At 70.7% G+C, this 26,134-nt stretch carries 19 protein-coding genes; 6 read left to right on the top strand and 13 right to left on the bottom strand.

The genetic code is table 11. From position 1 onward, the window contains the following. The first annotated feature begins 135 nt into the window (after positions 1 to 135). A complete protein-coding gene (locus tag ACIBBD_RS33000) occupies positions 136 to 1,230 on the top strand; it encodes a M48 family metallopeptidase (RefSeq protein WP_399423265.1) in 1,095 nt (364 codons plus the stop codon). 328 nt (positions 1,231 to 1,558) lie between these two features. On the opposite strand, the gene ACIBBD_RS32995 is transcribed toward ACIBBD_RS33000, so the two are convergent. The 5 genes from ACIBBD_RS32995 to proB all read right to left on the bottom strand — a co-directional run bounded on the left by ACIBBD_RS32995 (position 1,559) and on the right by proB (position 6,964). After that, on the bottom strand, positions 1,559 to 2,629 hold the full coding sequence (locus ACIBBD_RS32995; protein WP_399423241.1) for a hypothetical protein: 1,071 nt from the start codon (positions 2,627 to 2,629) through the stop codon (positions 1,559 to 1,561). Between the two features lie 122 nt (positions 2,630 to 2,751). Beyond that, positions 2,752 to 3,360, bottom strand: coding sequence for a hypothetical protein (locus ACIBBD_RS32990; RefSeq protein WP_399423240.1), 609 nt, complete (start codon positions 3,358 to 3,360; stop codon positions 2,752 to 2,754). Between the two features lie 107 nt (positions 3,361 to 3,467). Then, entirely contained in the window at positions 3,468 to 4,754 is a 1,287-nt protein-coding gene (locus ACIBBD_RS32985) for a glutamate-5-semialdehyde dehydrogenase (protein ID WP_399423239.1), read from the bottom strand. A 176-nt stretch (positions 4,755 to 4,930) separates the two neighbouring features. Beyond that, a complete protein-coding gene (locus ACIBBD_RS32980; protein ID WP_399423238.1) occupies positions 4,931 to 5,491 on the bottom strand; it encodes a hypothetical protein in 561 nt (186 codons plus the stop codon). Between the two features lie 345 nt (positions 5,492 to 5,836). Further along, positions 5,837 to 6,964, bottom strand: a complete 1,128-nt coding sequence (proB, locus tag ACIBBD_RS32975; RefSeq protein ID WP_399423237.1) for a glutamate 5-kinase — start codon at positions 6,962 to 6,964, stop codon at positions 5,837 to 5,839. Between the two features lie 215 nt (positions 6,965 to 7,179). On the opposite strand from proB, the gene ACIBBD_RS32970 reads away from it, so the two are divergent. Further along, positions 7,180 to 8,577, top strand: coding sequence for a polysaccharide pyruvyl transferase family protein (locus tag ACIBBD_RS32970; RefSeq protein ID WP_399423236.1), 1,398 nt, complete (start codon positions 7,180 to 7,182; stop codon positions 8,575 to 8,577). Between the two features lie 315 nt (positions 8,578 to 8,892). Here the strand turns inward: ACIBBD_RS32970 and ACIBBD_RS32965 are convergent, their stop codons facing one another. The 8 genes from ACIBBD_RS32965 to rplU all read right to left on the bottom strand — a co-directional run bounded on the left by ACIBBD_RS32965 (position 8,893) and on the right by rplU (position 19,611). Next, a complete protein-coding gene (locus tag ACIBBD_RS32965; protein WP_399423235.1) occupies positions 8,893 to 10,113 on the bottom strand; it encodes a glycosyltransferase family 2 protein in 1,221 nt (406 codons plus the stop codon). A gap of 225 nt (positions 10,114 to 10,338) precedes the next feature. Then, positions 10,339 to 12,408: a hypothetical protein gene (locus tag ACIBBD_RS32960; protein WP_399423234.1), complete on the bottom strand. Its 2,070-nt coding sequence runs from the start codon at positions 12,406 to 12,408 to the stop codon at positions 10,339 to 10,341. A 158-nt stretch (positions 12,409 to 12,566) separates the two neighbouring features. Further along, complete coding sequence (locus ACIBBD_RS32955) at positions 12,567 to 14,066, bottom strand: SDR family NAD(P)-dependent oxidoreductase (protein WP_399423233.1); 1,500 nt, start codon at positions 14,064 to 14,066, stop codon at positions 12,567 to 12,569. Between the two features lie 225 nt (positions 14,067 to 14,291). Further along, positions 14,292 to 15,488, bottom strand: coding sequence for a hypothetical protein (locus ACIBBD_RS32950; protein WP_399423232.1), 1,197 nt, complete (start codon positions 15,486 to 15,488; stop codon positions 14,292 to 14,294). A gap of 215 nt (positions 15,489 to 15,703) precedes the next feature. Next, positions 15,704 to 17,266 carry an alkaline phosphatase D family protein gene (locus ACIBBD_RS32945; RefSeq protein WP_399423231.1) on the bottom strand — a complete coding sequence of 521 codons (1,563 nt, stop codon included), beginning with the start codon at positions 17,264 to 17,266 and terminating at the stop codon, positions 15,704 to 15,706. 190 nt (positions 17,267 to 17,456) lie between these two features. Next, a complete protein-coding gene (gene obgE, locus ACIBBD_RS32940) occupies positions 17,457 to 18,902 on the bottom strand; it encodes a GTPase ObgE (protein ID WP_399423230.1) in 1,446 nt (481 codons plus the stop codon). Positions 18,903 to 19,021: 119 nt separating this feature from the next. Next, a complete protein-coding gene (rpmA, locus tag ACIBBD_RS32935) occupies positions 19,022 to 19,276 on the bottom strand; it encodes a 50S ribosomal protein L27 (protein ID WP_399423229.1) in 255 nt (84 codons plus the stop codon). 14 nt (positions 19,277 to 19,290) lie between these two features. Then, positions 19,291 to 19,611, bottom strand: coding sequence for a 50S ribosomal protein L21 (gene rplU, locus ACIBBD_RS32930; RefSeq protein WP_004931419.1), 321 nt, complete (start codon positions 19,609 to 19,611; stop codon positions 19,291 to 19,293). Between the two features lie 632 nt (positions 19,612 to 20,243). On the opposite strand from rplU, the gene ACIBBD_RS32925 reads away from it, so the two are divergent. The 4 genes from ACIBBD_RS32925 (at position 20,244) to wecB (ending at position 26,003) form a co-directional block, all read left to right on the top strand. Beyond that, positions 20,244 to 21,983, top strand: a complete 1,740-nt coding sequence (locus ACIBBD_RS32925) for a D-glucuronyl C5-epimerase family protein (protein WP_399423228.1) — start codon at positions 20,244 to 20,246, stop codon at positions 21,981 to 21,983. 93 nt (positions 21,984 to 22,076) lie between these two features. Then, complete coding sequence (locus ACIBBD_RS32920) at positions 22,077 to 22,679, top strand: acyltransferase (RefSeq protein WP_399423227.1); 603 nt, start codon at positions 22,077 to 22,079, stop codon at positions 22,677 to 22,679. Between the two features lie 240 nt (positions 22,680 to 22,919). Beyond that, on the top strand, positions 22,920 to 24,680 hold the full coding sequence (locus ACIBBD_RS32915) for a D-glucuronyl C5-epimerase family protein (RefSeq protein WP_399423226.1): 1,761 nt from the start codon (positions 22,920 to 22,922) through the stop codon (positions 24,678 to 24,680). Between the two features lie 219 nt (positions 24,681 to 24,899). Then, positions 24,900 to 26,003, top strand: a complete 1,104-nt coding sequence (wecB, locus tag ACIBBD_RS32910) for a non-hydrolyzing UDP-N-acetylglucosamine 2-epimerase (protein ID WP_399423225.1) — start codon at positions 24,900 to 24,902, stop codon at positions 26,001 to 26,003. Positions 26,004 to 26,134 lie beyond the last annotated feature (131 nt).

The following is a 26,134-nucleotide window of genomic DNA, read 5'->3' as shown; positions in this document are numbered from 1 at the left end:
GGACTCCTTCGGTGTAGTGCCCGTCCACCGTAACTCCGCCTAGGCTGGGCCCGGCTTCGGAGGCGCAAAGGGCTGCACAAGGGTCCGCAAAGGACCTGACATACGAGGGCCACCAACACGCACATGGGGGAAGACATGTCCGACGACGGCCACGAGCAGACGGGTCACGAGAACGTGCCGAGCAGGCAGCGCAAGCGCTTCCCGGGGATCTCCTCGCGTGCGTACGAACACCCGGCCGACCGCTCCGCGCTGGTCGCGCTGCGCAAGCTGAGCGGTTTCGACACCGTCTTCAAGGCGCTCAGCGGGCTGCTGCCCGAGCGGAGCCTGAGACTGCTGTTCCTGTCCGACTCGGTCCGCGTCTCGGACCAGCAGTTCGCCCACCTGAACGACATGTTGCGGGACGCCTGCTACATCCTGGACCTGGAGAAGGTCCCGCCGATGTACGTCAACCAGGACCCGCAGCCCAACGCGATGTGCATCGGCCTGGACGAGCCGATCATCGTCGTCACCACCGGCCTCGTCGAGCTGCTCGACGAGGAGGAGATGCGGGCCGTCGTCGGGCACGAGGTGGGCCACGCGCTGTCCGGTCACGCCGTCTACCGGACCGTCCTGCTGTTCCTGACCAATCTCGCCCTCAGGGTCGCGTGGATCCCGCTCGGCAACCTCGCGATCATGGCGATCGTGACCGCTCTGCGCGAGTGGTTCCGCAAGTCGGAGCTGTCCGCCGACCGAGCCGGGCTGCTCGTCGGCCAGGACCTGAAGGCCTCGATGCGCGGCCTGATGAAGATCGCGGGCGGAAACCACCTGCACGAGATGAACGTGGACGCGTTCCTGCAGCAGGCCGAGGAGTACGAGGCCGGTGGCGACCTGCGCGACTCCGTGCTGAAGATCCTCAACGTGCTGCCCCGCTCCCACCCCTTCACCACCGTGCGCGCGGCCGAGCTGAAGAAGTGGGCGGAGTCCCGCGACTACCAGCGGATCATGGACGGCCACTACCCGCGGCGCACCGAGGACAAGGAAACCTCGGTCAGCGACTCCTTCCGTGAGTCGGCGTCGCACTACGCCGACCACGTCAAGAGCTCCAAGGACCCGCTGATGAAGCTGGTCACCGACATAGCGGGCGGGGCGGGCAACCTGGGCGGCCGGGTCCGCCGCGGCTTCGACGGCTTCACCGGCTCCGCACCGCCGAAGGACCGCCCGACGGACGCGCCCCCGCGCGACGAGGACTGACCGAACGGTCCGCCCGGCCCGGTGCGCATCACCCGCCTGGTGCGCGCCGCCCGGCCCACAGCGGCCGGCGGGCATCGCCCGGTGCGCCGCCTCGCTCACGCCGACCTCGCCCGGTACGCCTGCCGCCCGGCCCAGCACGACCGGCCTCCAGCACCCGGTGCGTCTCGGCTGCACGCCGGGGCGGGCCCTGGCGAGCCGCGGGCCGGCCTCGATGTGCAGCGGCCGCACCCGTGGAGCGGCGTGCCTTGGCGTCCAGGGGCCGGGCCTGTGCGTTTCGGCGAAGCGGCACACCCCCCGCCGGCGTCCCCACAGCGCCGTCACCCCCCTTTCACACCCTCGGCTGCGCGCTCCCCGCCAGTGAGCCGCACAGCGCCGTCGCGCCGCCGGTTGCGTACGGGTCCGTGCCGGCCGGGTCGCCCTCCTTGGCGGTCTGGCCGGCCAGCAGCGGCCGTAGATGGTTCGTGGAGTCCTCGGCGCAGGACAGCGGTCCGGCCTGGACGTAGGACACGATCAGCTGGGTCTGGCGCAGCCGCAGGTCTTCGCGGTCGAAGCGGAACTGGAGCTCGCGGCGGACGGTGAACAGCGAGGCGGGTGAACTCGCGTCGGCTCCGGCCGGCCGCAGGGCGTACACGAAGGTGTGGTCGGCGGTGACCTCGAGGGTTGCGGAATCGGCCTCGGCGGCTTGCAGCGTGCCCTGGACGCGGATCTTGCGGTCGGCCAGTTCGGCCCGGGCGGGGTCGAAGCGGACCAGCCAGCCGGTCGGCGCGTGCCGCCCGTCCGCCGCCGGGTGGGCGAAGCTCTCGTCGAACTGGTCGATCTGGGCGGGGTCGATCATCACCCGCACGGGCCGCACCTGCTGCCCCGTGAGCACCTCCGGGTAGAGGGAGGAGCGCACGATGTACTCCTTGGCGGTGGTCAGGGCGGTGACGACCTGGCTGTCGGAGAAGTGCGCGGTGCGCCGGGAGGCGGGCAGCGGGATGCCCTCGGCGCCGATCCGGTACTGCGCGGCGGGGCTGTGCCCGTAGAGGTACTCGGCGTCGGCCGTGCCGGGCACGGCGCCCTGCGGGGCGAGCGGGATGACGGTCATCCGCAGGGGTTCCACGGGCCGGCGGGCGGCCGGGTTCTGGTAGGGGTGGCGGACGCCCATGTAGATCACGGTGCCGAAGGCGAGGGCGATCAGGACGACGAGGACGAGCGCCTGCCGGGACAGGCCCCGGCGCAGGGGTGGGCGGCGGCGGACGGCGGGGGCGTGGTCGGCGATGCGCTCCTCGGCGGAGTACTCCTGGAGGCGAGCAGCACGGACGAACGATTCGTCGAAGACGACGGATCGGTACTCGTCCTCTCCTCCACCGGGAGCTCCCTCGGGTGTCCCCTCCGGTGGGTCTCCGGGCCCGCCCATACTTTCAGGGTAGGTCGCGCGGAGCCCGGGTAAACGCCCTGCCGCCCCGCAACTTCTGACAGGTCCTCATCCACCCGGGAGCCCACTCGGAGCCGCCTTCCGGGCCGCCGTGCCGCCGGCGCTCAGGGCGTGCGCGGAACCGCCGAGACGGGTGGCCGGGAGTAGTCGGCGGACGCGGACGGGGCGAGTCCGTTCCCCTGTTCCAGCCCGGTCGAGGCGGGCATCGGCATCTGGTCCCGGCTGCTGCCGGAGGAAGCGCCCCGGTAGACGGCCGCGAAGGCCAGCGCGACCATGCCGATCCCCATCACCAGGGCGAGCATCCAGGCGACGGGGCGGTGCCAGCGGACCTGCTTGCCGTAGGTCCCGAAGGTGCCGTGACGGCGGTCCCAGGCGTCGTCGCTGTCGTCCGGGTCGTCGTAGTCCGCATCATGGGCGAAATCGCCGAGGCCGTCGGGACCGTACGGGTCGTCGTAGCGGTCGCCGCGGGCGCGGGCGCGGCGGGCTTCGGCCTCGGAGGCCTCGGCTCTCGCCTGTGCCGCGGCCAGGAGGCGTTCGACGGCGGTCGGCTCGTGTACAACGGCCGCCCGTACGAAGGCCTCGTCGAAGACCACGGAGGCGAACTCTTCGTCCGACACCCCGCGGTCGTGGTCGTCGTCGGGCTCCCAGCCGTCAGGGAACGGCGTGCCCCCCACGTCCTCCGGCACGGGTCCAGAGTAGACCTGGGGGGTCATTTTGGGCAGACGGTATGGAAATTCATCCGCCTGATGAGACGCCTCTCACGGCCCGTCCGCACGCTGCCGCCGGGCGCCGTACGCCCCCTCAGCGCCGTACGTGCCCGTCAGCGCCGTACGTGCCCGTCGCCCGTGACGATGTACTTGGTGCTGGTCAGCTCCGGCAGGCCCATGGGGCCGCGGGCGTGCAGCTTCTGGGTGGAGATGCCGATCTCCGCGCCGAAGCCGAACTGGCCGCCGTCGGTGAAGCGGGTGGAGGCGTTCACGGCGACCGTGGTGGAGTCGACCAACTGGGTGAAGCGGCGGGCGGCCTGCTGGGAGGTGGTGACGATGGCCTCGGTGTGGCCGGAGGTCCACAGCCGGATGTGTTCGACGGCCCTGTCGAGGGAGTCGACGACCGCCGCGGCGATGTCGTACGACAGGTACTCGGTCTCCCAGTCCTCGGGCGTGGCCTCGACGACGGTGGCCCTGGAGTCCTTGGCGTAGGCCAGCACGCGCTCGTCGGCGTGGACGGTGACCCCGGCGTCGGCGAGGGCGTCGAGGGCGCGGGGCAGGAACTGCGCGGCGATGTCCTGGTGGACGAGGAGGGTCTCGGCGGCGTTGCAGACGCTGACCCGGTGGGCCTTGGAGTTGATCAGGATCTCGACGGCCATGTCGATGTCCGCCTGGGCGTCGACGTAGACGTGGCAGTTGCCGGTGCCGGTCTCGATCACCGGAACGGTCGACTCGGAGACGACCGTCTGGATCAGCGAGGCGCCGCCGCGCGGGATCAGCACGTCGACGAGGCCGCGGGCGCGCATCAGCTCGCGCACGCTGTCGCGGCTCTCCCCCGGCACGAGCTGGACGGCGTCGGCGGGCAGTCCGGCACCGCCGACGGCGTCACGGATCACCCGGACGAGGGCGGTGTTCGACTCGTAGGCGGAGGCCGAGCCGCGCAGCAGCACCGCGTTGCCGGACTTCAGGCACAGGGCCGCGGCGTCCACCGTGACGTTCGGGCGGGCCTCGTAGATGATGCCGACGACGCCGAGCGGGACGCGGACCTGGCGCAGGTCGATGCCGTTGGGGAGGGTCGAGCCGCGCACGACCTCGCCGACGGGGTCGGGCAGCGCGACGACGTCCCGCACGTCGCGGGCGATGGCCCGCACCCGCTCCGGGGTGAGGGTGAGCCGGTCGACGATGGCCTCACTGGTGCCGGCCTCGCGGGCCTTGGCGATGTCCTTGGCGTTGGCCTCGACGATCTCGCTCGTACGGACCTCCAGCGCGTCCGCGATGGCGAGCAGCGCGTCGTCCTTGGCGGCCCGGGGCAGCGGCGCGAGGTCGGCGGCGGCCGCCTTGGCGCGGTAGGCGGCCTGGGTGACCGGGGAGAGGGCGTCGTACGGCGAGAGCGTGGTCATACCGGAAGCGTAGTGCGCGGCACGGGCCCGTTCACCGTTCGTTCCACACCCCGAGACGCGCGGGACGCGCGTCGGGACGACCGGCGATGCGACTGGCGGGACGGTCGTCAGGGCGATCGGCAGAAGGGCTGTCGGGCGAACGGCGGACGGCTGTCGGGGCCGATGTCGGGCCGGGGTCAAAACGGGTGGACTCCGACAGGGGTCGCCGGGAGCGGGCCGTAGCCCTCGGCGAGGCGCTGGTGGTAGGTCTGGCGGTCGATGACCTCCAGGCCGACGATCTCCCAGGGCGGCAGCCCGGCGGTCTGGCGGTGCTCGCCCCACAGGCGCAGGGCGACGGCGGCCGCGTCGTGCAGGTCGCGGGCCTCCTCCCAGTAGCGGATCTCGGCGTGGTCGACCGCGTAGCGGCTGGTCAGGAGGAAGGGGTGGTCGTGGGCGAGCTGCTCGAGGGCGCGCCGCAGCTCTTTCAGGTCGGCCTCCTCACCGGAGACGCTCAGGGTGACGTGCCACAGCCGGGGCAGGTCCTGGGGCCGGGCGCCCTCCGGTCCGTCGCCCTCCGGTGCCCGGTAGCGGTCGCCCGCCGCCACGCTCGTCAGGGCACGTTCCTCGCCGGCCGCCCGCGAGGACGGCCGGCCGGCGAAGGATGCCGCGCCGGAAGAGGCCGTGCCCGAGGTCACCCTGCCGGACGACGCGGACCCGGACGACGCCCTACCGGAGGACGGCGAACCGGATGACGCCATGCCGGAAGGCGCCGTACCCGAGGACGCGGTACCCGAGGACGCCGTGCCTGCCGAGGACGCCGACCCGGTCGACACCATGCCGGACGGCGCAGTGCCCGAGGACGCCGAACTCGACGACGCCGTGTCCGCCGAGGACGCCTTGTCGGTCCCGCCGGTACTCACACGGGCCGCTGCCACCCCAGGGCGCACTCGTCTCACGACGGCCTCCTTTACGCAGCGCTCGTGCGGAATGTGTCCCAGAGACAAAGTTGAGCAGGCCGCACGGCTCCGTGGGGCGGTTTCACGGAACGTCCCCCACCGGTACGGACCGTTCGAGCGGGTCCGGGAGCGGTCGTTCGACTCCGCTCAGGGGTGCAGGATCACCAGATCGTCCCGGTGGATGACCTCCCGCTCGTACTCGGCGCCCAGCTCGCGCGCCAGTTCGCGGGTGGACCGGCCGATCAGCTGGGGGATCTCCTTGGCGTCGAAGTTGACGAGGCCGCGGGCCACCGCGTGCCCCCGGCCGTCCCGCAGCTCGACGGGGTCGCCCGCGCTGAACTCGCCCTCTACGGCGGCGATCCCGGCCGGCAGCAGCGACTTGCGCCGCTCGACGACCGCCCGGACCGCCCCGTCGTCCAGGGTGAGCGAGCCCTGCGGGGTGGACGCGTGCTGGAGCCACAGCAGCCGGTCCGCGGAGCGCCGCCCGGTGGAGTGGAAATAGGTGCCGGTGTCCCCGCCGGAGAGGGCGTCGGCCGCGTGCACGGCGCTGGTGAGGACCACGGGGATGCCTGCGGCGGCCGCGATCCGGGCGGCCTCGACCTTGGTGACCATGCCGCCGGTGCCGACGCCCGCCTTGCCGGCGCTGCCGATCTCGATGCCCTCGAGGTCGGCCGGGCCCCGCACCTCCGCGATCCGCGAGGTCCCCGGCTTGCTCGGGTCGCCGTCGTACACGCCGTCCACGTCGGACAGCAGCACGAGCAGGTCGGCGTGGACCAGGTGGGCGACGAGGGCGGCGAGGCGGTCGTTGTCGCCGAAGCGGATCTCGTCCGTGGCGACGGTGTCGTTCTCGTTGACGACCGGGAAGGCGCCCATCGCGAGCAGCTTGTCGAGGGTGCGCGAGGCGTTGCGGTGGTGGGCGCGCCGGCTCATGTCGTCGGAGGTGAGGAGTACCTGGCCGACCCGGACGCCGTAGCGGGCGAAGGAGGCGGTGTAGCGGGCCACGAGCAGGCCCTGGCCGACGCTGGCGGCGGCCTGCTGTCGGGCGAGGTCCTTGGGGCGGCGGCGCAGGCCCAGCGGGGCGAGGCCGGCCGCGATGGCGCCGGAGGAGACGAGGACGATCTCCTTCTCTCCTCCGCTGCGGCTCTTGGCGAGGACGTCGACGAGCGCGTCGACCCGGTCGGCGTCCAGCCCGCCCGAGGCGGTGGTCAGCGACGAGGAGCCCACCTTGACGACGATCCTGCGGGCCTCGCGTACGGCCTGCCTTGCCCCTGCCACCTTGTTCTTCGTCCCCTCGCCTAGTCACGGCTGCCCAGCAGGCAATCTACGCGAACGGGGGCGCAGGACGCGCCCGGATCCCACTCCCCGGACAGTCACGGCGTGTAGTCGTTCGCTCACAGTTCGCGTAGGGCAAAAAGGTTGTAGGCGTTCCGCGTGGAGCTTGAAGAGAGTCAAAATTTATTTTGAAGTTTGTGTCACTTAAAGTTCGCTCTGTGAAGCGCATACTCCTCCGCTCGGGGAAGGGCCCCTTCGACGTCATCCCCGTCGAGGAAGCCCTGCACCGCGACGTGATCGCCACCAATTCCGGCAACCTGATCTTCAGCGATGCCGCCCACAAGATCCTCACGACGCCGAACGTCGAGGTCTTCTCCAACGGGATGCGGACCGACGTCGGCGCGGCCGGGCGCATCAACGAGGAGTACGACGCCTTCGTCGTACCGCTCGCCAACGCCTTCCGCCCCTCCTTCGAGGCCGCGCTGCAGCGGCTGACCCGGCTCATCGGCAAGCTGAAGATCCCGGTCGTGGTGCTGGGTGTCGGCGCGCAGACCGGGGTGACCTACGACCCGGCGCGGCTGAAGCCCATGGAGCCGACCGTGCGCGCCTTCTGCTCGGCGGTGCTGGAGCACAGCGCCACCATCGGCGTGCGCGGCGAGTTCACCGAGAAGTACCTCAACGACATGGGCTTCAAGGACGTCGAGGTCATCGGCTGCCCGTCGATGTTCCTGTACGGCGACCAGCTCACCGTCGAGAAGCGGGCGGCGGCGCTGACCGCGGACTCGCGGGTGGCCGTCAACGGCTCGCACACCGCGGTGCGCGGCGGCGGCCTGCACAAGATCATCACCCGGGCGCACGCGCAGTACCCGAACCTGCGCTACATCGGCCAGAACCTCACCGACGCCAAGCAGCTGCACTGGCGGGACGTGGACTCCCCGGCCGGCCGCATCACCGAGATGCCGACCCACCCGGACCACCCGATGTACCGGGAGGACAAGGTCCGCGTGTACATCGATCCGCTCACCTGGATCGACGACCTGCGGGACTTCGACTACTCGTTCGGCTCGCGCATCCACGGCAACATCGCGGCGCTGCTGGCGGGCACGCCCGCGACCGTGCTGGCCTTCGACTCGCGCACGCTGGAGCTGTGCCGCTACTTCGAGATCCCGCACCGGCTGCTCAGCGAGGTGCCCGCGGATCTCGACCCGGCCGACCTGTACGAGGAGGCCGACTTCGGCCCCCTGACCGGCAACCACAAGGAGCGCTTCGACCGTTTCGCGGCGTTCCTGGACAAGAACGGCCTGGAGAACACCTTTACGCACGGCGACGGCGGCGAGGCCTTCGACAAGAAGCTGCGGTCGCTGACCTTCCCGGCGGGCGTGCGCCCGTGGAACGACGTCGACCTGGCCTCCCTGACCAGCCGGTTCGGGTGGTTGCAGCAGCGCGTCGCCGAACTGGACAGCGCCAACGCGCAGTTGAGGCGGGAACTGACCAAGTCCAAGGTCAGCGCCAAGGCGGCGGCCGCCAAGGCCGCGCTTCCGACGCCCTCGATCTACCGCCGCGCGCGGCGTGTGGTGGGGGGACCGCTGCGGCGGGCGCTGAAGCCGACGAAGTAGCTCCGCAGGAGGGCGGCGTCCTACGGGGGTTGTTTGTCGCCCGGGGCGGACGCCTGCGCGGCGGGGCGGTGCCCTACGGGGTGATCTCCGTCGCCGGGTGCGGGACGCCTGCACGGCGGCGCGGCGACCCACGGGGTGATGTCCTGGCCGGGTGCGGGTTGTGGGGGGCTTGTCGCGCAGTTCCCCACGCCCCTGAGTCGGCCGGCCCCACGTGGTCGCAGGGTCCCGGTCGGCCAACTCACGCCCCCGCGGCCCGCTCCGCGCCCCCGTCGGCCGCAGCGCCCCCGTCGGCCACCTCCCGCCCTGCCCCCGGCGTCACCCCGTCGTGGCGCTTCTCGAGGTGACCCGGTGCTGGGTCAGCAGGCGTCGTAGCTTGCGGGTTGCCCGCCGGAGGAAGGACTCGGCGGGGCCCTTGCGCCAGCCCGGGTAGGCCTTGGCCTCGCGGGGTTCGGCGAGGTAGACGCGATCCGGTATGCCGGCCGGCCCGGAACGGAAGTGCGGGTAGGCGAGGTAGAGCCGGGTGCCGCGCTTCTCCAGGACCGGGGCCGGGTCCTGCTCGGCCTTGATGAACTCCAGGACGTCCGCGAGGAGATCGGCGCGCTGCTGGTCCACCAGGTGCAGGCGCAGCCGTTCGTGGACCCTGAGGCGGTGGGCGACGCCCTCGTTCCAGTAGGCGTCCATCAGCGGCTTGGCCAGCTCCATCTTGGTGCGCCGGATCTCCTCGTCGTTCCGCAGGAACACCGGCCCGAACTGCGGCAGGAGCGTGATGAGGAAGGGCCGGACCATGAGCGTGTCCCGCTTGGCGCCGGGCGGGAGCATCCGTGCGATCAGCTCCATCAGGGCGCGCGCGGAGTCGAAGCGCAGGGTGTAACTCCCCTTCTTGGTCACGTGCTTGCCGTCGGTCCGGCCCACCAGGTAGTAGCAGGTGTAGTCGGCGAGCACGGAGACGCCGTCGGCCCGCAGGTAGGCCTCCATCGTGAACAGCGCGTCCTCGCCGGTCCACAGGGACTCGTCGAAGCGCATGCCGTGCCGCTCCAGCAGCGCGCGGCGGAACAGCTTCTGCGCGCTGAGCGTGAACTTGATGTTGGAGGAGAAGACGTCCGTACGGTCGAGGGTCCTGCCCCACATCGACCGGGGCGGCTTGCGGTTGATGCCCTCGACGCGGCCGAGGACCACGTCCGTGCCGTTGCGGTCGGCCATGGCGACCATGCGTTCCAGGGCCTCGGGGCCGAGCCGGTCGTCGGCGTCGAGGAAGAAGACGTAACGGCCGGTGGCCTTGGCGAGGCCGACGTTGCGCGGGCCGCTGGGGCCGCCGGAGTTCTCCTGGTGGACGACCGTGACCGCCATGGGGGCGCGGGCGGCGAACTTCTCCAGGCACTCGCCGGTGCCGTCCCGGGAACCGTCGTCGACCGCGATGACCTCGATGCGCGCCGGATCCATCGTCTGCGCCTCGACCGACGCCAGGCACTCCACCAGGTAGGGCATGGCTTCGTAGGCGCCGATGATCACGCTGACATCAGGCTCGGCCAGGGTCACTTGTCCCCCTCGGAACACACGATTTCCCCTAAGTCAATAGTCGGACAACCCGATAGACGGGAGATGAAGAGGAGGGGTTGCTTCCGTTACCTCCACTTCCGCATGTGTGCCGCGTCACAGCGAACGGAAACGGCTCGGCCCCCGGAGAGTGATCTCCGGGGGCCGAGCCGATGGGTGCCGGGTTTGTGCCGACGGGTTCTCGGACCGGCCGACGCCGGCCGCGCGTCACACCGCCGTCACGCCGTCCTCCGCCAGTTCCGGCCCGCCGGCCGCCGCGGCGACCCGGGACTCCTGGCTCATGTTGCGCGCCTCGGCCTTGAGGGCGAGGTTGGCCACGGCCGTGTTGAACTGCTCGATGGAGGTCGGCTCGTCGGGGCCGAGCAGGTACTCCTTGAGCTCCTTGCGGTCCTCGGCCAGCGGGTCGGCCGCCGGATCGCGTACGGCGGCCAGCAGACGGTCCAGCTCGGCCGCGCTGTTGGTGAGGATCACGGCCGCGCGCACGGCGGTGTTCTGTCGCTTGAACTCCTCCGCGCCCAGCTCCGCCGAGTCCGTGACGGCGTACGGCTTGCCGCTCGCGATGAAGTCGGAGACGACGCTGGAGATGTCGGACACCATCGCGTCGGAGGCGTTGAAGCAGTCGTACAGACGCGGTTCGGTGCCGGTGATGACGCGGTGTTCGAAGGCGGGGAAGGAGCGCCAGTAGGCGTCGTTCCACTCGGCGCGCAGCCGGGCGGCCTCCTCGTGCTTGCGCATGTCGACCAGGCCGTCGCGGCTGGTGACGGCCTCGTCGGCCTTCTCGTCGAAGGCGAGGGACAGCGCGTCCAGACGGGCCTTCAGGCGGATCAGGTCGGCCTTGGCCTGGGCCTGGGCCGCCGGGTCCGCGGTGAAGCGGGGGTCGGCGGCGCGCTCGGCGGCGGCCTTCTTGATCAGCGCGGTGATACGGCGGTGGGCGGCGCCCGCCTTGGCGCTGCGGGTCCCGGTGAAGGGGTGCGGCTTGTACAGGACCCGGACCGGCGGCTCGGCCGCGACCAGCTTCCTCACGATGTTCTCGCCGGCCAGCAGGATCGAGGTGTTGCCCGGGTTGTCGTCCCAGCCCTCCCAGGTGGGCGCGTACAGGATCGTCGGGATCCGCCCTTCGGGCGTGCCCTTCCACGGCTCGATCGGCGCGAGCTGCGGGCGGCCCACCTCGACGATGTCCTCGTCGCGGATGCCGACGTCGGCGATGGCGTAGCGGTCGCGGCCCGCGCGTCCGGCGGTCCACACCTCGTCGTAGACCTTGCTGAACGGGTTGACGCTGGCGAGCTTGTCGCTGTCGCCGTGGCCGATGAAGACGTGCTTCATGGTGGGCACGCGCAGCAGGTGGATGTTCTTGCCGACGTTGGCCGCGTACAGCGCGACCCGCACCGTGGACAGGTCCATGTTCATCAGGTGCACCCCCCCGGGCACGCAGATGACGGGGACCGTCGTGGGCGCCATCTTCTCCAGGATGTAGCGCTCACGCAGGATGATCAGCGGACGGGAGTCCAGCTGCTCCATCGTTTCCAGCCACATGTTGACCTGGTAGGCGGAGTCGGCGGAGCCGGAGAAGTACAGCACCGTCTCCGGCCGGTACTCGCGCAGCCACGCGCTGACCGCCTTCAGCACCTTGTCGGCCTTCGGCGGGACGCGCTTGGCCCGCAGGTACGGCGCCAGCGCGACGACGTACAGCATGCCCAGGCCCAGGGTGACGCCGACGCCGACGAAACCGGCGAGCTCCACGTCCGTGAGGGCGTAGACGAGCAGACCGACGACGGCCGCGAGGTCCAGGTGCAGCATCTTCACGCCGGCCCCGCTGAGCAGGCGCCGCGGCGGGGCGTCCGGGATGCGCATCCGGGAGACCAGGTCGACGTTGCGGGTGACGACCGGCATCTGGCGGCGGTTGCCGATCAGGGTGACCAGGGCGCCGTGCGGGGCCTGCAGACCGAAGAAGACCGTGAAGCAGGCGATCGCCGCGTAGAAGACCGGTTCCTTGGAGAGGTCGAGTCTGGCCAGCAGCAGGATCAGCAGCAGTTCTCGGACCAGGAAGCGCGTCGACAGACCGGCTCTCACCTTGCCCAGCAGGGTGATGAGGTAGCTGCCCTTGCGGTGGAGATAGAGGTCCGCCAGGTACGTCACGGCGGCCGCGGCGGCGAAGGCGGGGACGCTCGGGACGAGCGCGGCCAGCATGAGGCCGGGGTAGCCCAGCGTCATGAGGGCCGCCGCGGCCAGCTCGGCCGCGCTGCCCACCCGGGCGACGCGAATAGCGGTGGTTATCACGGAGGAACCTGCTCTGGGAGGGGTGCCGGTCATAGAAGCCGGAAAGTCCGGAAAATCCCTTCTCAAGATTTCGGGATTTTTACGGATTCAGGCCTCTGTGAATCCTCGGTAAACCGAGAGCCACAGAGGCCTGAATTCCAATGGCTTTTTGGGGTTGATTATGCCACGCCGTCCTGTCGGTCCAGCACGCCCGCCAGGGCCTGCTCGAAGCCGGAGGCGCGGCTGGCGTCGGCGGTCGGGTCCTGCTGGCGGACGTCGATGACGTGCCCGGTCAGCTCGGACAGCAGCACGTCGAGGGAGGTGCGGGCGACCGCCTCGGAGGACAGCAGGCTGCCCGCGGGCTCCTGGCCGAAGGCCTTGGTGCGCATCGGGGTCGCCGTGCGCTCCGGGTTGATGCAGTTGACCCGGATGCCGTCGCCGGCCCACTCGTCGGACAGGGCCTGGGTGAGGTTCACCATGGCGGCCTTGGTCGAGGAGTAGAGGCTGTACTCGGCGCGGCCGCGGGTGTAGCTGCTGGAGGTGTACAGCAGCAGCTGGCCCTTGGTCTCGGCGAGGTACTTGTAGGCCGAACGAGCGATCTGCACCGGGGCCAGGTAGTTGACTTTCAGCGCTTCCTCGATGGTCGCGTTGTCGGTCTCGGCGAGCTTGCCGATGCGCAGGACGCCCGCGGTGTTGACGACGTAGTCGATCCGGCCGGTCTCGGAGTACGCCTTGGACAGCGCGTCGTCGACCTCCTCCGGGTTCTCCACGTGCGTGCCGGTGGTGGAGCGGCCGAGGGCGTAGACCTTCGCGCCGTAGGACTCGGCGAGTTCGGCGATGTCCTTGCCGATGCCGTACGAACCGCCGAAGACCACCAGCGTCCTGCCGGTGAGCAGGTCGCGGTAGGCGTCCTCGCCGTTCTGCTCCGGGGCGGCGGTGGAGGCGAGCTGGAAGAGCTTGTCGGCGATGAAGACGTCGACCGGCTGCGTCACCTTCATGTTGTACTCGTCGCCCGCCACGACGTGGATCGGCACGTCCGGCAGGTAGCGCAGGACGACCGTGCAGTCGTCGGTGGCCTGGAAGTTGGGGTCGCCCGCCGCCACCTCGTACGCCCGACGGATCGTCGACAGCTTGAACGCCTGCGGGGTCTGGCCGCGACGCAGCCGGGAGCGGTCCGGGATCTCCGTGATGAACTCGCCGTCCTCGCCGTGCGTGCGCGTGACGATGATGGTGTCCGCGGACGGGATGGCGACGTCGACGGCCTGGTAGCGCTCGAGCGCGGCGACGCAGTCGTCGATGACGCGCTGCGAGAGCAGGGGGCGTACGGCGTCGTGGAAGAGGACGTTGAGGTCCTCGCCGTCGGCCAGCCCCTCGCCCAGGGCGGCGATGGCGCGCTCGGTGGTCTCGTTCCGGGTGGAGCCGCCCTCGATGATCCGGGACACCTTCCGGAACCCGGCCTTGGCCACGATCTTCTCGACGTCCGGCACATAGCCCGGCGCCATCAGCACGATGACGTCGTCGACGGAGTCGGCCTTCTCAAAGGTGGTCAGCGTGTGCTCGATGACTGCCTTGCCGGCGATCTTCAGCAGCTGCTTGGGGATCGACAGACCCACCCGCTGGCCGGTGCCACCGGCCAGGATCACTGCGGTGGTACGGGGCTTGGCTATGTGCTGGGACACAGGTGACCTACCTTGGGGCGACAGGGAACGGGGAAATGGTCCCACTTGCGGTAACCGCGATGCAAGGTGAGCGCCCTTCAGTGCATATGTGCGCGCCACCTGTCATTCACCTGGCGGTGCCGGTGTTTGACGAGACGCGGGTGAGTCTTCCTCCGGCGCCCCCGTGAAATCCTGTGAGTAACTCCACAGGATGCAGCACATAGCCGAGAGTGACGGGAAAGCGGCTCAGCGCCGTCGCAACCGCTTGAGGCAGCGATGCCCCAACACTTTCACGAGTTCCTTCGAGGACGTCCGGTGCACCGGGCGGGTCGCGCCCCTCCCTGTCCCCTCGGCCACCGCGGCGAGCGCCCCGTACAAAGCCTGAGCGGCCACTTCGGGCGCGATCCGGGGTTCCTCGGCGGCGCCGCGGGCCGGCTCCGGCACGGCGGACAGCAGGCCGGTGTCACCGATCACCCGCACGCCCATCGCCTCGATACGCCCGGCCATCTCGGCGCCGATCGCGGCGGCCGCCTCGACCGCCCACGCGGGTGTGGAGATCTTCACGTCGCGCGGCGTGGGACTGCACGTGTTCTTCATATGCATGACCGCGCCGTTGCGAACCAGCTTGGAATAGAGCTCGTCGGGGAGACCATTGCCACGGAATTCCTTATTGAGGTTCCGCAGCATTTCCGTCTCGGCGAGGGTGAGTGAACGATTCGCCGTGTCGGGAACGGGCTGCAGAAGACGCGCGGGCAGCCCCAGCAGCGCCTCGAAGGTGCGCATCAGCCCCTCGCGGTCCCGGTCGTCGACCACGACGACGGTGACCCGGTCGGCCCCCACCACCCGCACCCACCGCTCGACCAGCCGGTCGTGCCGGTGCCGCCGCCAGAAACTCGGGTTGGGCTTCTCGTACGGGGCCTTGCGGAGCATGTGCTCCAGCCACTCCTCGTATCCCATGCGCAGCCCGTTCTGCACGTACTGCTGCCACTGCGAGGGCATGATGCGCCCCAGCGGCCGCAGGGTGACCAGCACGTGCACGCGCTCCCCGCCGAGCTGCTCGACGATCCGCGCGATGGTCGCGTCGTCGGGAGCGTCGGCGAAGAACTCGCTGCTGACCACCGAGGTGCTGCGCCCGGTGGCGCTCACCTGTTCGACGAGCCGGGTCCAGTGCCGCTCGGTGGGCGTGGTGTCACCGATCATCCCGGGGCGGGCGCAGGCGGCCAGCACCGCCTGCATGGGGTGTCTGCTGGCCGCCGGGAACTCGACGCCGTGCTCCCGCATCCGCTCCTTCGCCGCGAACAGGGCGCCCTGGATGGCGGTGGTCCCGGTCTTGTGCGGGCCGATGTGCAGCAGGCGGGTTCCGGCGGGCAGGGCGGCGGGGCGGCCGGTGACCACGCGGGCCTGGCTGTTCGTACAGTCCGTCTTCGTACAGTCCGTCTCCATGGTCAAGGGACGGTAGGAGCGGTTCCTGAGGCGACGCTGAGAGGAGCATGGGACGTTACTGAGTCTCGTGCGCCGAGCCGTGTGCACCGAGTCCTGTGCTCTGAGCTGGGCGCGCGCACCGAGTCCTGTCCACTGGGTCCAGGCGCACCGGGCCCTGTGCCCGGAGTCCTGGCGCACCGGGCCCCGCTGCGTCCCGGGCTCCTCCCCCGCCTCCGTCACGCCCGCCGGACGCCCGGCGTGCCGTCGGTGACCCGCAGCCTGGCCAGCGTGCGGGCGGTCGCCTGCGGCTTCAGGACGGTGTCCACGACACGGACCTGGGCGTCCACGGCGTCGCGGCGGACGTCGAAGAGGTGGTAGCCGCGGTGGGCGTCGATCAGCTTCCAGTGCGGGTTGTCGGCCTTCAGCGGGTCCCACTGGGCGTGGAAGGCGGCCTGGTCCTGGTCGCCGTTGCTGGAGACGGAGGTGCCGACGAACTCGGCGCCGACGACCGCGGAGGACGGGTCGGCGAAGTCCTCGCGCAGATCGCTGATCATGGTGAGGTGCCGGTCCCCGCTGAGCACCACGGGGTTGCGGACCTTCTGGAACTCCCCCAGCAGGGCGTTGCGCTCGGCCTGGTAGCCGTCCCAGGCGTCGTAGTACCACCGCTTGCCCGCGCCGGCCAGCAGGTCGGTCTCCGCCATCATGATCTGCGAGGCGACGAGGTTCCACCGGGTGTTCGAACCGTGGAGCGAGTCCAGCAGCCACCGCTTCTGCTCGGCGCCGAGCATGGTGAGCGCGGGGTCCTGGGCACCGGTCTGGCTGGTGGCCTGGTCGCTGCGGTACTGCCGGGTGTCGAGGACGTTGAGCCGGGCCAGCCGGCCGAACTGGAAGCGCCGGTACATCCGGATGTGCGGTCCGTCGGGGATCGCGGTCGCCCGGACCGGCATGTGCTCGTAGTACGCCTGGTAGGCCGCGGTCAGCCGGGCCGCGAACGCGTCGTGCGACTGCTTGGCCGGGTCCTGCGGGATCTCCCCGGCGAAGTCGTTGTCGACCTCGTGGTCGTCGAACGTCACCACCCAGGGCGCGTGGGCGTGCATCCGCTGCAGGTCGGGATCGGTGCGGTACTGCGCGTACCGGTTGCGGTACTGGGTGAGGCCGTACGGCTCCCCGCTCCCCTCGTGGGTGCGCGGGCCGCTCGCCGAGGGTGCCGACTCGTAGATGTAGTCCCCGACGAAGACGACGACGTCGGGATCCTGCGCGTACATGTCGGCGTACGGCGTGAAGTAGCCGTGCTGCCAGTTCTGGCAGGAGGCGAGGGCGAGGCGCAGGGAGCCGCCGGAGGCGAGCGGCTGGGGCGCGGTGCGGGTACGGCCGACGCGTGAGAGCTGCCCGCCGGCGCGGAAGCGGTACCAGTAGGCGCGCCCCGGGCGCAGTCCGCGTACGTCCACGTGAACGCTGTGCCCGTACTCGGGACGGGCCTGGGCGACGCCCCGGCGGACGCCGGTTGCGAACCGCTCGTCGGGCGAGATCTCCCACTCCACCGGGACGACCCGGTCGGGCATGCCGCCGCCGGTCAGCGGGGCGGGGGCGAGCCGCGTCCACAGCACGACCCCGTCGGGCAGGGGGTCGCCGGAGGCGACGCCGAGGCTGAACAGCCCGCCTGGGAGCGGGGGTTCGGCGGCCCGTGCGGTGCCGGGCAGCCACAGCTGGGCGGAGGCGGCGGCGCCGACGACGGCGGCACCGGCGGTGAGGAAGCGGCGCCGGCCGGTGGCGGCGGCTCGGTCCGGTCCAGCGGCCATCGGTGAACTCCCTTGTGTCACTGGTCTCTTGGACACAAGGAAGCTGTCATGCACACCTAGTCACCGCGCTGAACGCCGCGCCTCGTGTGCATGACAAAAAGGGGGACAGAGGGGGACCCGTTGCGGGAGGGCAACGGGTGCCATACCGCAACGGGTCCCTGAGACTACGGAGAGCCGGGGCTCTCGGCGTCTAGAAGGGCTCGAATCCCTCGAACTCCTGGGCCGCCTCGTCGTGTTCGGCCTGGCGGTCGCGGCGACGCTGGGCGGCGGGCCGCGGGGCCTCGAAGCGGTGGTCCTCACCACGGCGGCCGAGCATCTCGGCTCCGGCGGTCACGGACGGCTCCCAGTCGAAGACGACGGCGTTGTCCTCGGGGCCGATGGCGACACCGTCACCCGAGCGGGCGCCCGCCTTCATCAACTCGTCCTCGACACCGAGGCGGTTGAGCCGGTCGGCGAGGTAGCCGACGGCCTCGTCGTTGTTGAAGTCGGTCTGGCGCACCCAGCGTTCCGGCTTCTCACCGCGGACACGGAACAGCGGCTCCCCGGCGGCCTCCTCGCGCGTGACGGTGAAGCCGGCGTCGTCCACGGCCTTGGGCCGGATGACGATCCGGGTCGCCTCCTCCTTGGGCTTGGCGGCCCGCGCCCTGGCGACGAGGTCGGCGAGCGCGAAGGACAGCTCCTTGAGCCCCGTGTGCGCGACGGCGGACACCTCGAAGACGCGGTAGCCGCGCGCCTCCAGTTCCGGCCGGACCATCTCCGCCAGGTCCTTGCCGTCCGGTACGTCGATCTTGTTCAGGACGACGATGCGCGGACGGTTGTCGAGCCCGCCGTACTCGCGCAGCTCCGCCTCGATGACGTCGAGGTCGGAGGCGGGGTCGCGGTCGGACTCAAGCGTGGCCGTGTCCAGGACGTGCACCAGCACGCTGCACCGCTCGACGTGCCGCAGGAACTCGAGGCCGAGTCCCTTGCCCTGGCTGGCGCCCGGGATGAGGCCGGGGACGTCGGCGATGGTGTAGACGGTCGACCCGGCGGTCACCACGCCCAGGTTGGGCACGAGGGTGGTGAACGGGTAGTCGGCGATCTTCGGCTTGGCGGCGGACAGCACCGAGATCAGGGATGACTTCCCCGCGCTCGGATACCCGACCAGGGCCACGTCGGCGACGGTCTTCAGCTCCAGGACGATGTCCTGCAGGTCCCCCGGCTCGCCGAGCAGCGCGAAGCCGGGCGCCTTGCGGCGGGCACTCGCGAGCGCCGCGTTGCCGAGCCCGCCGCGGCCGCCCTGGGCGGCGACGAAGGAGGTGCCGTGTCCGACGAGGTCCGCGAGCACGTTGCCGGCCTTGTCGAGGACGACGGTGCCGTCCGGCACGGGGAGGACGAGGTCCTGCCCGTCCTTGCCGGACCGGTTGCCGCCCTCGCCCGGCTTGCCGTTGGTGGCCTTGCGGTGCGGGGAGTGGTGGTAGTCGAGCAGCGTGGTCACGGACTGGTCGACGGTGAGGATGACGTCCCCGCCGCGGCCGCCGTTGCCGCCGTCCGGGCCGCCGAGCGGCTTGAACTTCTCACGGTGGACGGAGGCACAGCCGTGACCTCCGTTACCCGCGGCGACGTGCAGCTCGACGCGGTCCACGAAGGTGGTCATGGTGGGTGCCTCCAGAGACGTACGGGGGTGTTTCCTGGGTTAACACGCGAAAGGCGGACCCGCCTTCCCGGAAGGGAAGTGAGGTCCGCCTCGCGAAAAGATCGAACGACTCGCTCGGGTCAGGCGACCGGAACGATGTTCACGACCTTGCGGCCACGGTAGGTACCGAACTCCACCGCACCGGTCTGCAGCGCGAACAGCGTGTCGTCGCCGCCGCGGCCCACGCCGGAGCCCGGGTGGAAGTGGGTGCCGCGCTGGCGGACCAGGATCTCACCCGCGTTGACGACCTGACCGCCGAAGCGCTTCACGCCGAGCCGCTGGGCGTTGGAGTCGCGACCGTTCCGGGTGGACGATGCGCCCTTCTTGTGTGCCATGTCTCCTCAGTCCCTTACTTCGCAGCCGCGGGGATCTCAGTGACCTTGATCGCCGTGTACTGCTGGCGGTGGCCCTGACGACGGCGGTAGCCGGTCTTGTTCTTGTAGCGCAGAATGTCGATCTTCTGCCCCTTGTGGTGGTCCACGACCTCGGCCTGGACCTTGATGCCGGCCAGCACCCACGGGTCGCTGGTCACAGCGTCGCCGTCGACAACGAGCAGGGTCGAGAGCTCGACCGTGTCGCCAACCTTGGCGGTGGAAATCTTGTCAACCTCAACGATGTCGCCGACAGCAACCTTGTGCTGGCGACCACCGCTGCGCACGATGGCGTACACGCGGATCTCACTCTCTCGCTCGGAACGGCACCCCCGCAGTCCAGCCGCCCGGGCAGGAACAACGGACGGCCTCTCCCGGCCACCGAGGTACCCGGGAGGAAGAGGTTTACGGGGATGTGGCACGTCAGTGGACACGCCGACGGTCTAGGTTACGGGGCGGGTGTACGGGGGTCAAACCGGGGCCGAAGCCTCCTGTCCCCCTCACCGCCGCCCACCCTCGGGGCACTCGCCCTCCTGGACGGTGAAGCCGTCCACGGACATCCACGGGGCACCCCACCTCACCCTCGAGCGGCCCGCCGACACGGTGACGGCAGCCCCGCACCGCCGGTCCCCCACGCCCCTGCCGCCGGCACCCGGTGCCACCACCCGCGAACAGCCGGTCGAACGATGTCGATCGCCCACCGGCCCTCGAGCCACGCGGGACGCGCAAGTCCGACATCCGCACCTCCCCTCTGATCACAGTTCCATCACAGAATCCCCCCAACCCCCGGCAAATGTCCCCTGACGCACCGTTATGCCCCAACCCCGCCTGTTGGGCGTTCAGTTGAACTTCTCTCTACCACTGCGGAGTCACACGTCCACCGCGTGAACTCCACACATCTGAAGATCGATGCCCTGGGGGGACCTGATTCATGGCCGGAAAGAGGCGCGCAGAGGTAGGTCGCAGACGGTTCATACGGCTGGCGGGCGGCACCGCCGCGGGCGCCGCCGTCGTGGGGGGCGGCACCTTCACCGCGATGGCGACCGGTGTCTTCGAGTCGCCCACGCCCGACCCGTTCGCGAACATGCCGCGCTCGCTCGCACTGAGCCTGCCGCAGGGGACCGCTGAGCCGATCCCCGTGCCGCCGCTGCCGGACCCGCTGGACGGGGGCACCGTCAGCGCGCCGAGCCCGTCCACGCGCATCCCCTACACCGGGGGCACGCCGGTCGAGACGGACGTACCGACCTCACTGCCGTTCGAGTTCAACAAGGCCGGCTACAAGATCAGCCCGGACCTGCCGGAGGCCATGCGGCCCTGGCGCAACCGGCCCACCACCTGGGCGAACGCGAACCTCTCGACGGGCACGTACCACCTGAACGCCGACGGTGTGTACATGTACTACGCCAAGGACGGCAAGGTCTACGACCACCCCGTCGGGCAGATCCAGTACGGCCTCGGCTGCATCACCAGCTACCGCGTCGAGAAGGACCCCACCCGCAAGGCCACGTTCCTCAAGCGCGCCAAGGCCCAGGCCGACCGGCTGATCGCCAAGCGCGTCGAGACGCGCGGCGCCTGGTACTTCCCGTACCCCTTCGACTACACGCACGCCGAGCACAGCGGCGTCGCCTACAAGGCGCCCTGGTACTCCGGCATGGCGCAGGGCGAGGCCATCAGCCTCTTCGCCCAGCTCGCAGGCCTGCAGGACGGGCTCACCGAGGACGAGAAGGCCCGGTACCGGATAGCCGCCGACGGCGCCTTCTCCTCGCTGCTGCGCGGTGACAACGCCGCCCCGTGGGTGGTGAACAAGGACAGGTCGGGCTACCTGTGGATCCAGGAGTACCCGTTCAAGACGGCCGGTACGGGCGACTACACGTACAACGGCATGATCTTCGCCATGTTCGGCCTGTGGGACTACGTCCAGCTGACCGGCAACGAGCTCGCGGCCCAGCTGTACGACGGCGCCTGCACGACCATGGCGCGGTACTTCTCCCTGCTGCGCAACCCGCGCTGGTACTCGTACTACTGCCAGACCCACCGGATCCCTGCGGTCACCTATCACCACCACCACATCACGCTGTGGCAGCAGCTGCACTGGCACACCAACAGCGCGGTCTTCGCCCACCAGCTGGACATGCTGATCGAGGACTTCCCGCCGCCGGGCGTGAAGAGCGGCTCCGTGATCGCCATCGCCGCCGGCGCTCACACCCTGTACAAGGTGGGGACCAAGGCGGACGGCAACTACGACAAGGCCCAGCAGGACAAGATCCTCGGCACGAAGAAGGTCAGCTTCGCCAAGGCCACCCAGGCGCCCATCGACATCCGGCGGCGGATCAAGGGCGCGGGCGTGTGGTACCGGATCGCCGCCGGGGCGTACAAGGGCTACTGGATCGGGGAGGCCTACCCGAAGGCGTTCCTGCGCGGTGAGCACCTGCCGATCACCTACCGGTCGCCGCGCACCCTGACGATCGCCGCGAACGCCTCCGTCGAGGCGATCCGGTTCGGCACCAACGGGACGGCCGGCACGCTCAAGACGCTGAAGTACTCCGAGGCACACAGCCTGCAGTTCGACCGCCGGTCGATGGTCAACGGGCGGTCGATGCTGAGGATCACGTCGGAGGAGCTGGCCGGCTACTGGATCCCCGCCAACCAGGTCGTCACCGACGGCCGCTGACCCGCAGGTGCTCCGTCCGGGGCCGTCCGTGACAGGCGGGCGGCCCCTCGCCGTATGCTCGCCGGGCGAACGCAGACACCGGAAGGCGAAGAAGTGAACTACAGGGTCCAGCCCAGCGCCCAGGTCGACGAGAGTGCCGAGATCGGCGCCGGGAGCAGCGTGTGGGACCTCGCGCAGATCCGCGAGGGCGCCCGGCTCGGCGAGGGCTGCGTGATCGGCCGGGGCGCGTACGTCGGCTCTGGCGTGCGCATGGGTGACAACTGCAAGCTGCAGAACTACGCCCTCGTGTACGAGCCGGCCGAGCTCGGCGACGGTGTCTTCATCGGGCCCGCCGTGGTCCTCACCAACGACCACAACCCGCGCTCGGTGGACCCCGAGGGCAAGCAGAAGCGGGGCGGCGACTGGGAGGCCGTCGGTGTGAGGATCGCCGACGGGGCGTCGATCGGGGCCCGCTCCGTGTGCGTGGCGCCGATCACCATCGGCCGCTGGGCGATGGTCGCCGCGGGTGCCGTCGTCACCAAGGACGTGCCGGACTTCGCCCTGGTCGTGGGCGTCCCGGCCCGCCGGGTCGGCTGGGTCGGACGCGTGGGTGTCCGCCTGGTCGAGCGGGAGGGCGAGCCCGGCGTGTGGGAGTGCCCGCAGACCGGCGCCCTGTACGACGAGAAGGACGGCGTGCTGAGCGAGCGCGCTCTCTGAGGTCACCGCACCCGCGGAGAGGGCCGGTCCGGGCAGCCGCTCGGGCCGGCCCTCGCCGGTTCCCCTCATCCGTACGAGCACCGTGTGACGCCACCGGATGACGTCACCGGATCGCACGTCACCGCATGAACGTCACCCGTGCGGACTTCACCCGCTTGCACTTTCGAAATTCACCATCCCTGCACTGATCTCCCCCGTAGGATCCACGAAGTTGTTGATCTTCGTAGGGGGGAATCAGCCATGGCTGACACCAACCGTTCCGCGGTGGACCACAGAGACTTCGACCGCAGAGCGTTCATGCGTCTCACGGGAGGCACCGCGCTCGGTGTCTCCTTCGTCGGTGTGGGGAGCCAGGCGGCGGCCGCCGCCTCGGGCGTGAAGGCCGCCGGGGACCCGCGCTTCTCCGGCATCCCCCGGTCCTGGGTACTGAGCCTTCCGCACCGGACCGCGCCCCAGCCGCCGCTGCCGCCACTGCCCGACCAGCTGGCCGGCGGAGTCGTCTCCCCGCCCAGCAGGCGCCTGCCCCAGCGACTCGGCGCCCCGGACCTGGCGACGGTGCAGACGGCCGCGCCGACCACCCTGCCGTTCGAGTTCAACGTCAGCGGCTACCGTGCCGTCGCCGATCTGCCCGAGCCCATGCGCCCCTGGCGCGACCGGCCCACGACCTGGGCGAACGTGACACCGAACACGGAGCACACCTACCTCGACAGCGAGGGCGTGATCCTCTACCGCCCGAGCTGGACCGCCCCCGGCTACAACCAGCCGGTCACCCAGATCCAGTTCGGCCTCGGCTGCATCACCAGCTACCGCACCGAGACCGACCCCACCCGCAGGGCGCTGTTCCTCACCCGCGCGAAGGCCCAGGCCAAGCGGCTGATCGACACCCGGGTGGAGACCCGCGGCGCCTGGTACTTCCCGTACCCCTTCGACTTCACCCACGCCGAGCACAGCGGCGTCTCCTACAAGGCGCCCTGGTACTCCGGCATGGCGCAGGGCGAGGCGATCAGCCTGTTCGTCCAGCTCTCCCAGCTGGACGGGGTCACCGAGGAGGAGAAGGCCCTCTACCGGGCGGCCGCCGACGGCGCCTTCGCCTCACTGCTCCTCGCCGACAACGCCACCCCCTGGGTCGTCAACCGCAACAGCGCCGGCTACCTCTGGATCCAGGAGTACCCGGGCGCCGAGCCCGGCACGGGCGACTACACGTACAACGGCATGATCTTCGCCATGTTCGGCCTCTGGGACTACATCCAGGAGACCGGCAACGAGCTGGCGGTGCAGCTGTACGACGGGGCGTGCACCACGATCGACCGGTACTTCCCGCTGCTGCGCAACCAGCGCTGGGCCTCGTACTACTGCCAGACCCACCGCATCCCGGCGTACACCTACCACCAGCACCACATCAACCAGCTCCGCCAGCTGCACTGGCAGACGGCCAGCCCCCGCTTCGCCCACATGACCGACCTGCTGACGGACGACTTCCCCTCCGGGGTGCTCCCGGCGGGCGCCACCATCGCCTTCGCGGCCGGGACGCACACCCTGTACCAGTTCGGCACCCAGTCGGACGGCGACTACGACAAGGCGCAGGCGGACGTCGAACTCGCGCGCCAGAACGTGACGTTCAGCCGCGCCACCCAGGCGCCCGCGAGCCGGCGCCGCCGGATCCAGGGCCGCGGCGTCTACTACCGGATCGACGCGGGGGCGTACGCGGGCTGGTGGGTGGGCGAGTACTACCCGAACGCGTTCCTGCTCGGCGAGTACCTGCCGACGGTCTACCACCCGGACCGCACGCTGACCTTCCCGGCCGGCACCGAGGTCACGTGTTACAAGTTCGGCACAGACGGAGCGGTGGGCAGCACGCGGACCGTGACGTTCGCCGCCCCGTCGAACGCCCCCTTCGACCGCCGCTCGGTGATCAACGGCAGGCCCATGTGCCGGATCACGGCGGGCGGGCTCGCCGGATACTGGGTCTGGGCAGGTGACGTGCTCACCGACGGGCGCTGAACACCCGGTCACGAAATCGTTATGCGGCCCCCCTCGGGGCCGCACAACGGCTTCTGACCACGGCATGGACACGACCCTCGGGGCCGAGGCCATCCCGGCGCGGACCTGGTCAGCACGGTCATTGCCTACCATTGCATCCGGTGTGCGTCCGTGGCACCACGGCCGCCGCCCGGCACGCCGGTCCGCCCCACCAGCCCGACCCGAGAAGAAGAGTGCTCAGTGAAAGTCATCAGCATCGTCGGAGCCCGACCCCAACTGGTGAAGCTCGCCCCCATCGCGGCGGCCTTCGCGGAGACTGAGCACGAGCACGTGATCGTGCACACCGGGCAGCACTACGACGCCGACCTCTCCGACGTCTTCTTCTCCGGCCTCGGCATCCCCGACCCCGACGTCCACCTCGGCGTGGGCTCGGGCAGCCACGGCGTGCAGACCGGTGCCGTGCTCTCCGCGCTGGACCCGGTCCTGGAGCGGGAGCAGCCCGACTGGGTGCTCGTGTACGGCGACACCAACTCCACCATCGCCGGTGCCCTGTCGGCCGTGAAGATGCACCTGCCGGTGGCGCACCTGGAGGCGGGCCTGCGCTCCTTCAACCGGCGGATGCCGGAGGAGCACAACCGCGTCCTCACCGACCACTGCGCCGACCTGCTGCTGGCCCCCACCGAGGAGGCCGTGCGCCACCTCACGAGCGAGGGCCTCGCCGACCGCACCCGCCTGGCCGGCGACGTGATGGTCGACATCTGCCTGCGCATCCGCGACCAGGTGCGGGCCGGCGAGTTCCCGGCCCCCGAGCTGCCCGAGGGCATCGACCCGGCGCAGCCGTTCCTGCTGGCGACGCTGCACCGCCCGGACAACACCGACGACCCCGAGCGCCTCGCCGCGATCGTCGACTCGCTCGCGAAGCTGCCGGTGCCGGTGGCGCTGGCCGCGCACCCGCGTCTGGTCGCCCGCGCCAAGGAACACGGCATCGAGCTGGCCCAGGGCAACGTCCACGTCGGCCGCCCGCTGCCGTATGCGAGCCTGGTCGCCGCCGTCCTGGCCTCCGTCGGTGTGGTCACCGACTCGGGCGGGCTGCAGAAGGAGGCGTTCCTGCTGGAGCGCATCTGCACCACCATCCGTCCCGAGACGGAGTGGGTGGAAACCGTCAACACGGGCTGGAACGTCCTCGTTCCCGACCCGCACACGCTGTCGCCGCAGGAGTGGGCCGAGACGGTGACCCGTCCCGTGCCGACCGCCGACCCCGGCACCCCCTACGGCGACGGCCGCGCGGCGCACAACGTCGTCCGGCTCATGGAGGAGTGGAAGGGGGGCAGCCGGCCCGCCTGACGCGGTACCGGAGGTCGTGGCCGTCCGCCCCGCGGGCGGCCACAAGCGACCCACAGTCCGCGCATGTCAGCGTGCTAGCGTCAACAGCTATGTCATCGTCTCCCCCGCCCGGTCCGCCTGCGGAAGGCAAG

The sequence above is a fragment of the Streptomyces sp. NPDC051315 genome (assembly GCF_044455165.1).
Classification (GTDB): Bacteria; Actinomycetota; Actinomycetes; order Streptomycetales; family Streptomycetaceae; genus Streptomyces.
This window is presented reverse-complemented; position numbering and strand designations above follow the sequence as displayed.

Excerpts from the sequence above, each read along its gene's own strand:
- ACIBBD_RS32950 (WP_399423232.1), bottom strand. The coding sequence starts at position 15,488 with ATGGAGACGGACTGTACGAAGACGGACTGTACGAACAGCCAGGCCCGC.
- ACIBBD_RS32945 (WP_399423231.1), bottom strand. The coding sequence starts at position 17,266 with ATGGCCGCTGGACCGGACCGAGCCGCCGCCACCGGCCGGCGCCGCTTC.
- ACIBBD_RS32980 (WP_399423238.1), bottom strand. The coding sequence starts at position 5,491 with ATGGCGTCATCCGGTTCGCCGTCCTCCGGTAGGGCGTCGTCCGGGTCC.
- ACIBBD_RS32925 (WP_399423228.1), top strand. The coding sequence starts at position 20,244 with ATGGCCGGAAAGAGGCGCGCAGAGGTAGGTCGCAGACGGTTCATACGG.
- ACIBBD_RS33000 (WP_399423265.1), top strand. The coding sequence starts at position 136 with ATGTCCGACGACGGCCACGAGCAGACGGGTCACGAGAACGTGCCGAGC.
- ACIBBD_RS32915 (WP_399423226.1), top strand. The coding sequence starts at position 22,920 with ATGGCTGACACCAACCGTTCCGCGGTGGACCACAGAGACTTCGACCGC.
- ACIBBD_RS32985 (WP_399423239.1), bottom strand. The coding sequence starts at position 4,754 with ATGACCACGCTCTCGCCGTACGACGCCCTCTCCCCGGTCACCCAGGCC.
- ACIBBD_RS32990 (WP_399423240.1), bottom strand. The coding sequence starts at position 3,360 with ATGACCCCCCAGGTCTACTCTGGACCCGTGCCGGAGGACGTGGGGGGC.
- rpmA (WP_399423229.1), bottom strand. The coding sequence starts at position 19,276 with ATGGCACACAAGAAGGGCGCATCGTCCACCCGGAACGGTCGCGACTCC.
- ACIBBD_RS32995 (WP_399423241.1), bottom strand. The coding sequence starts at position 2,629 with ATGGGCGGGCCCGGAGACCCACCGGAGGGGACACCCGAGGGAGCTCCC.
- obgE (WP_399423230.1), bottom strand. The coding sequence starts at position 18,902 with ATGACCACCTTCGTGGACCGCGTCGAGCTGCACGTCGCCGCGGGTAAC.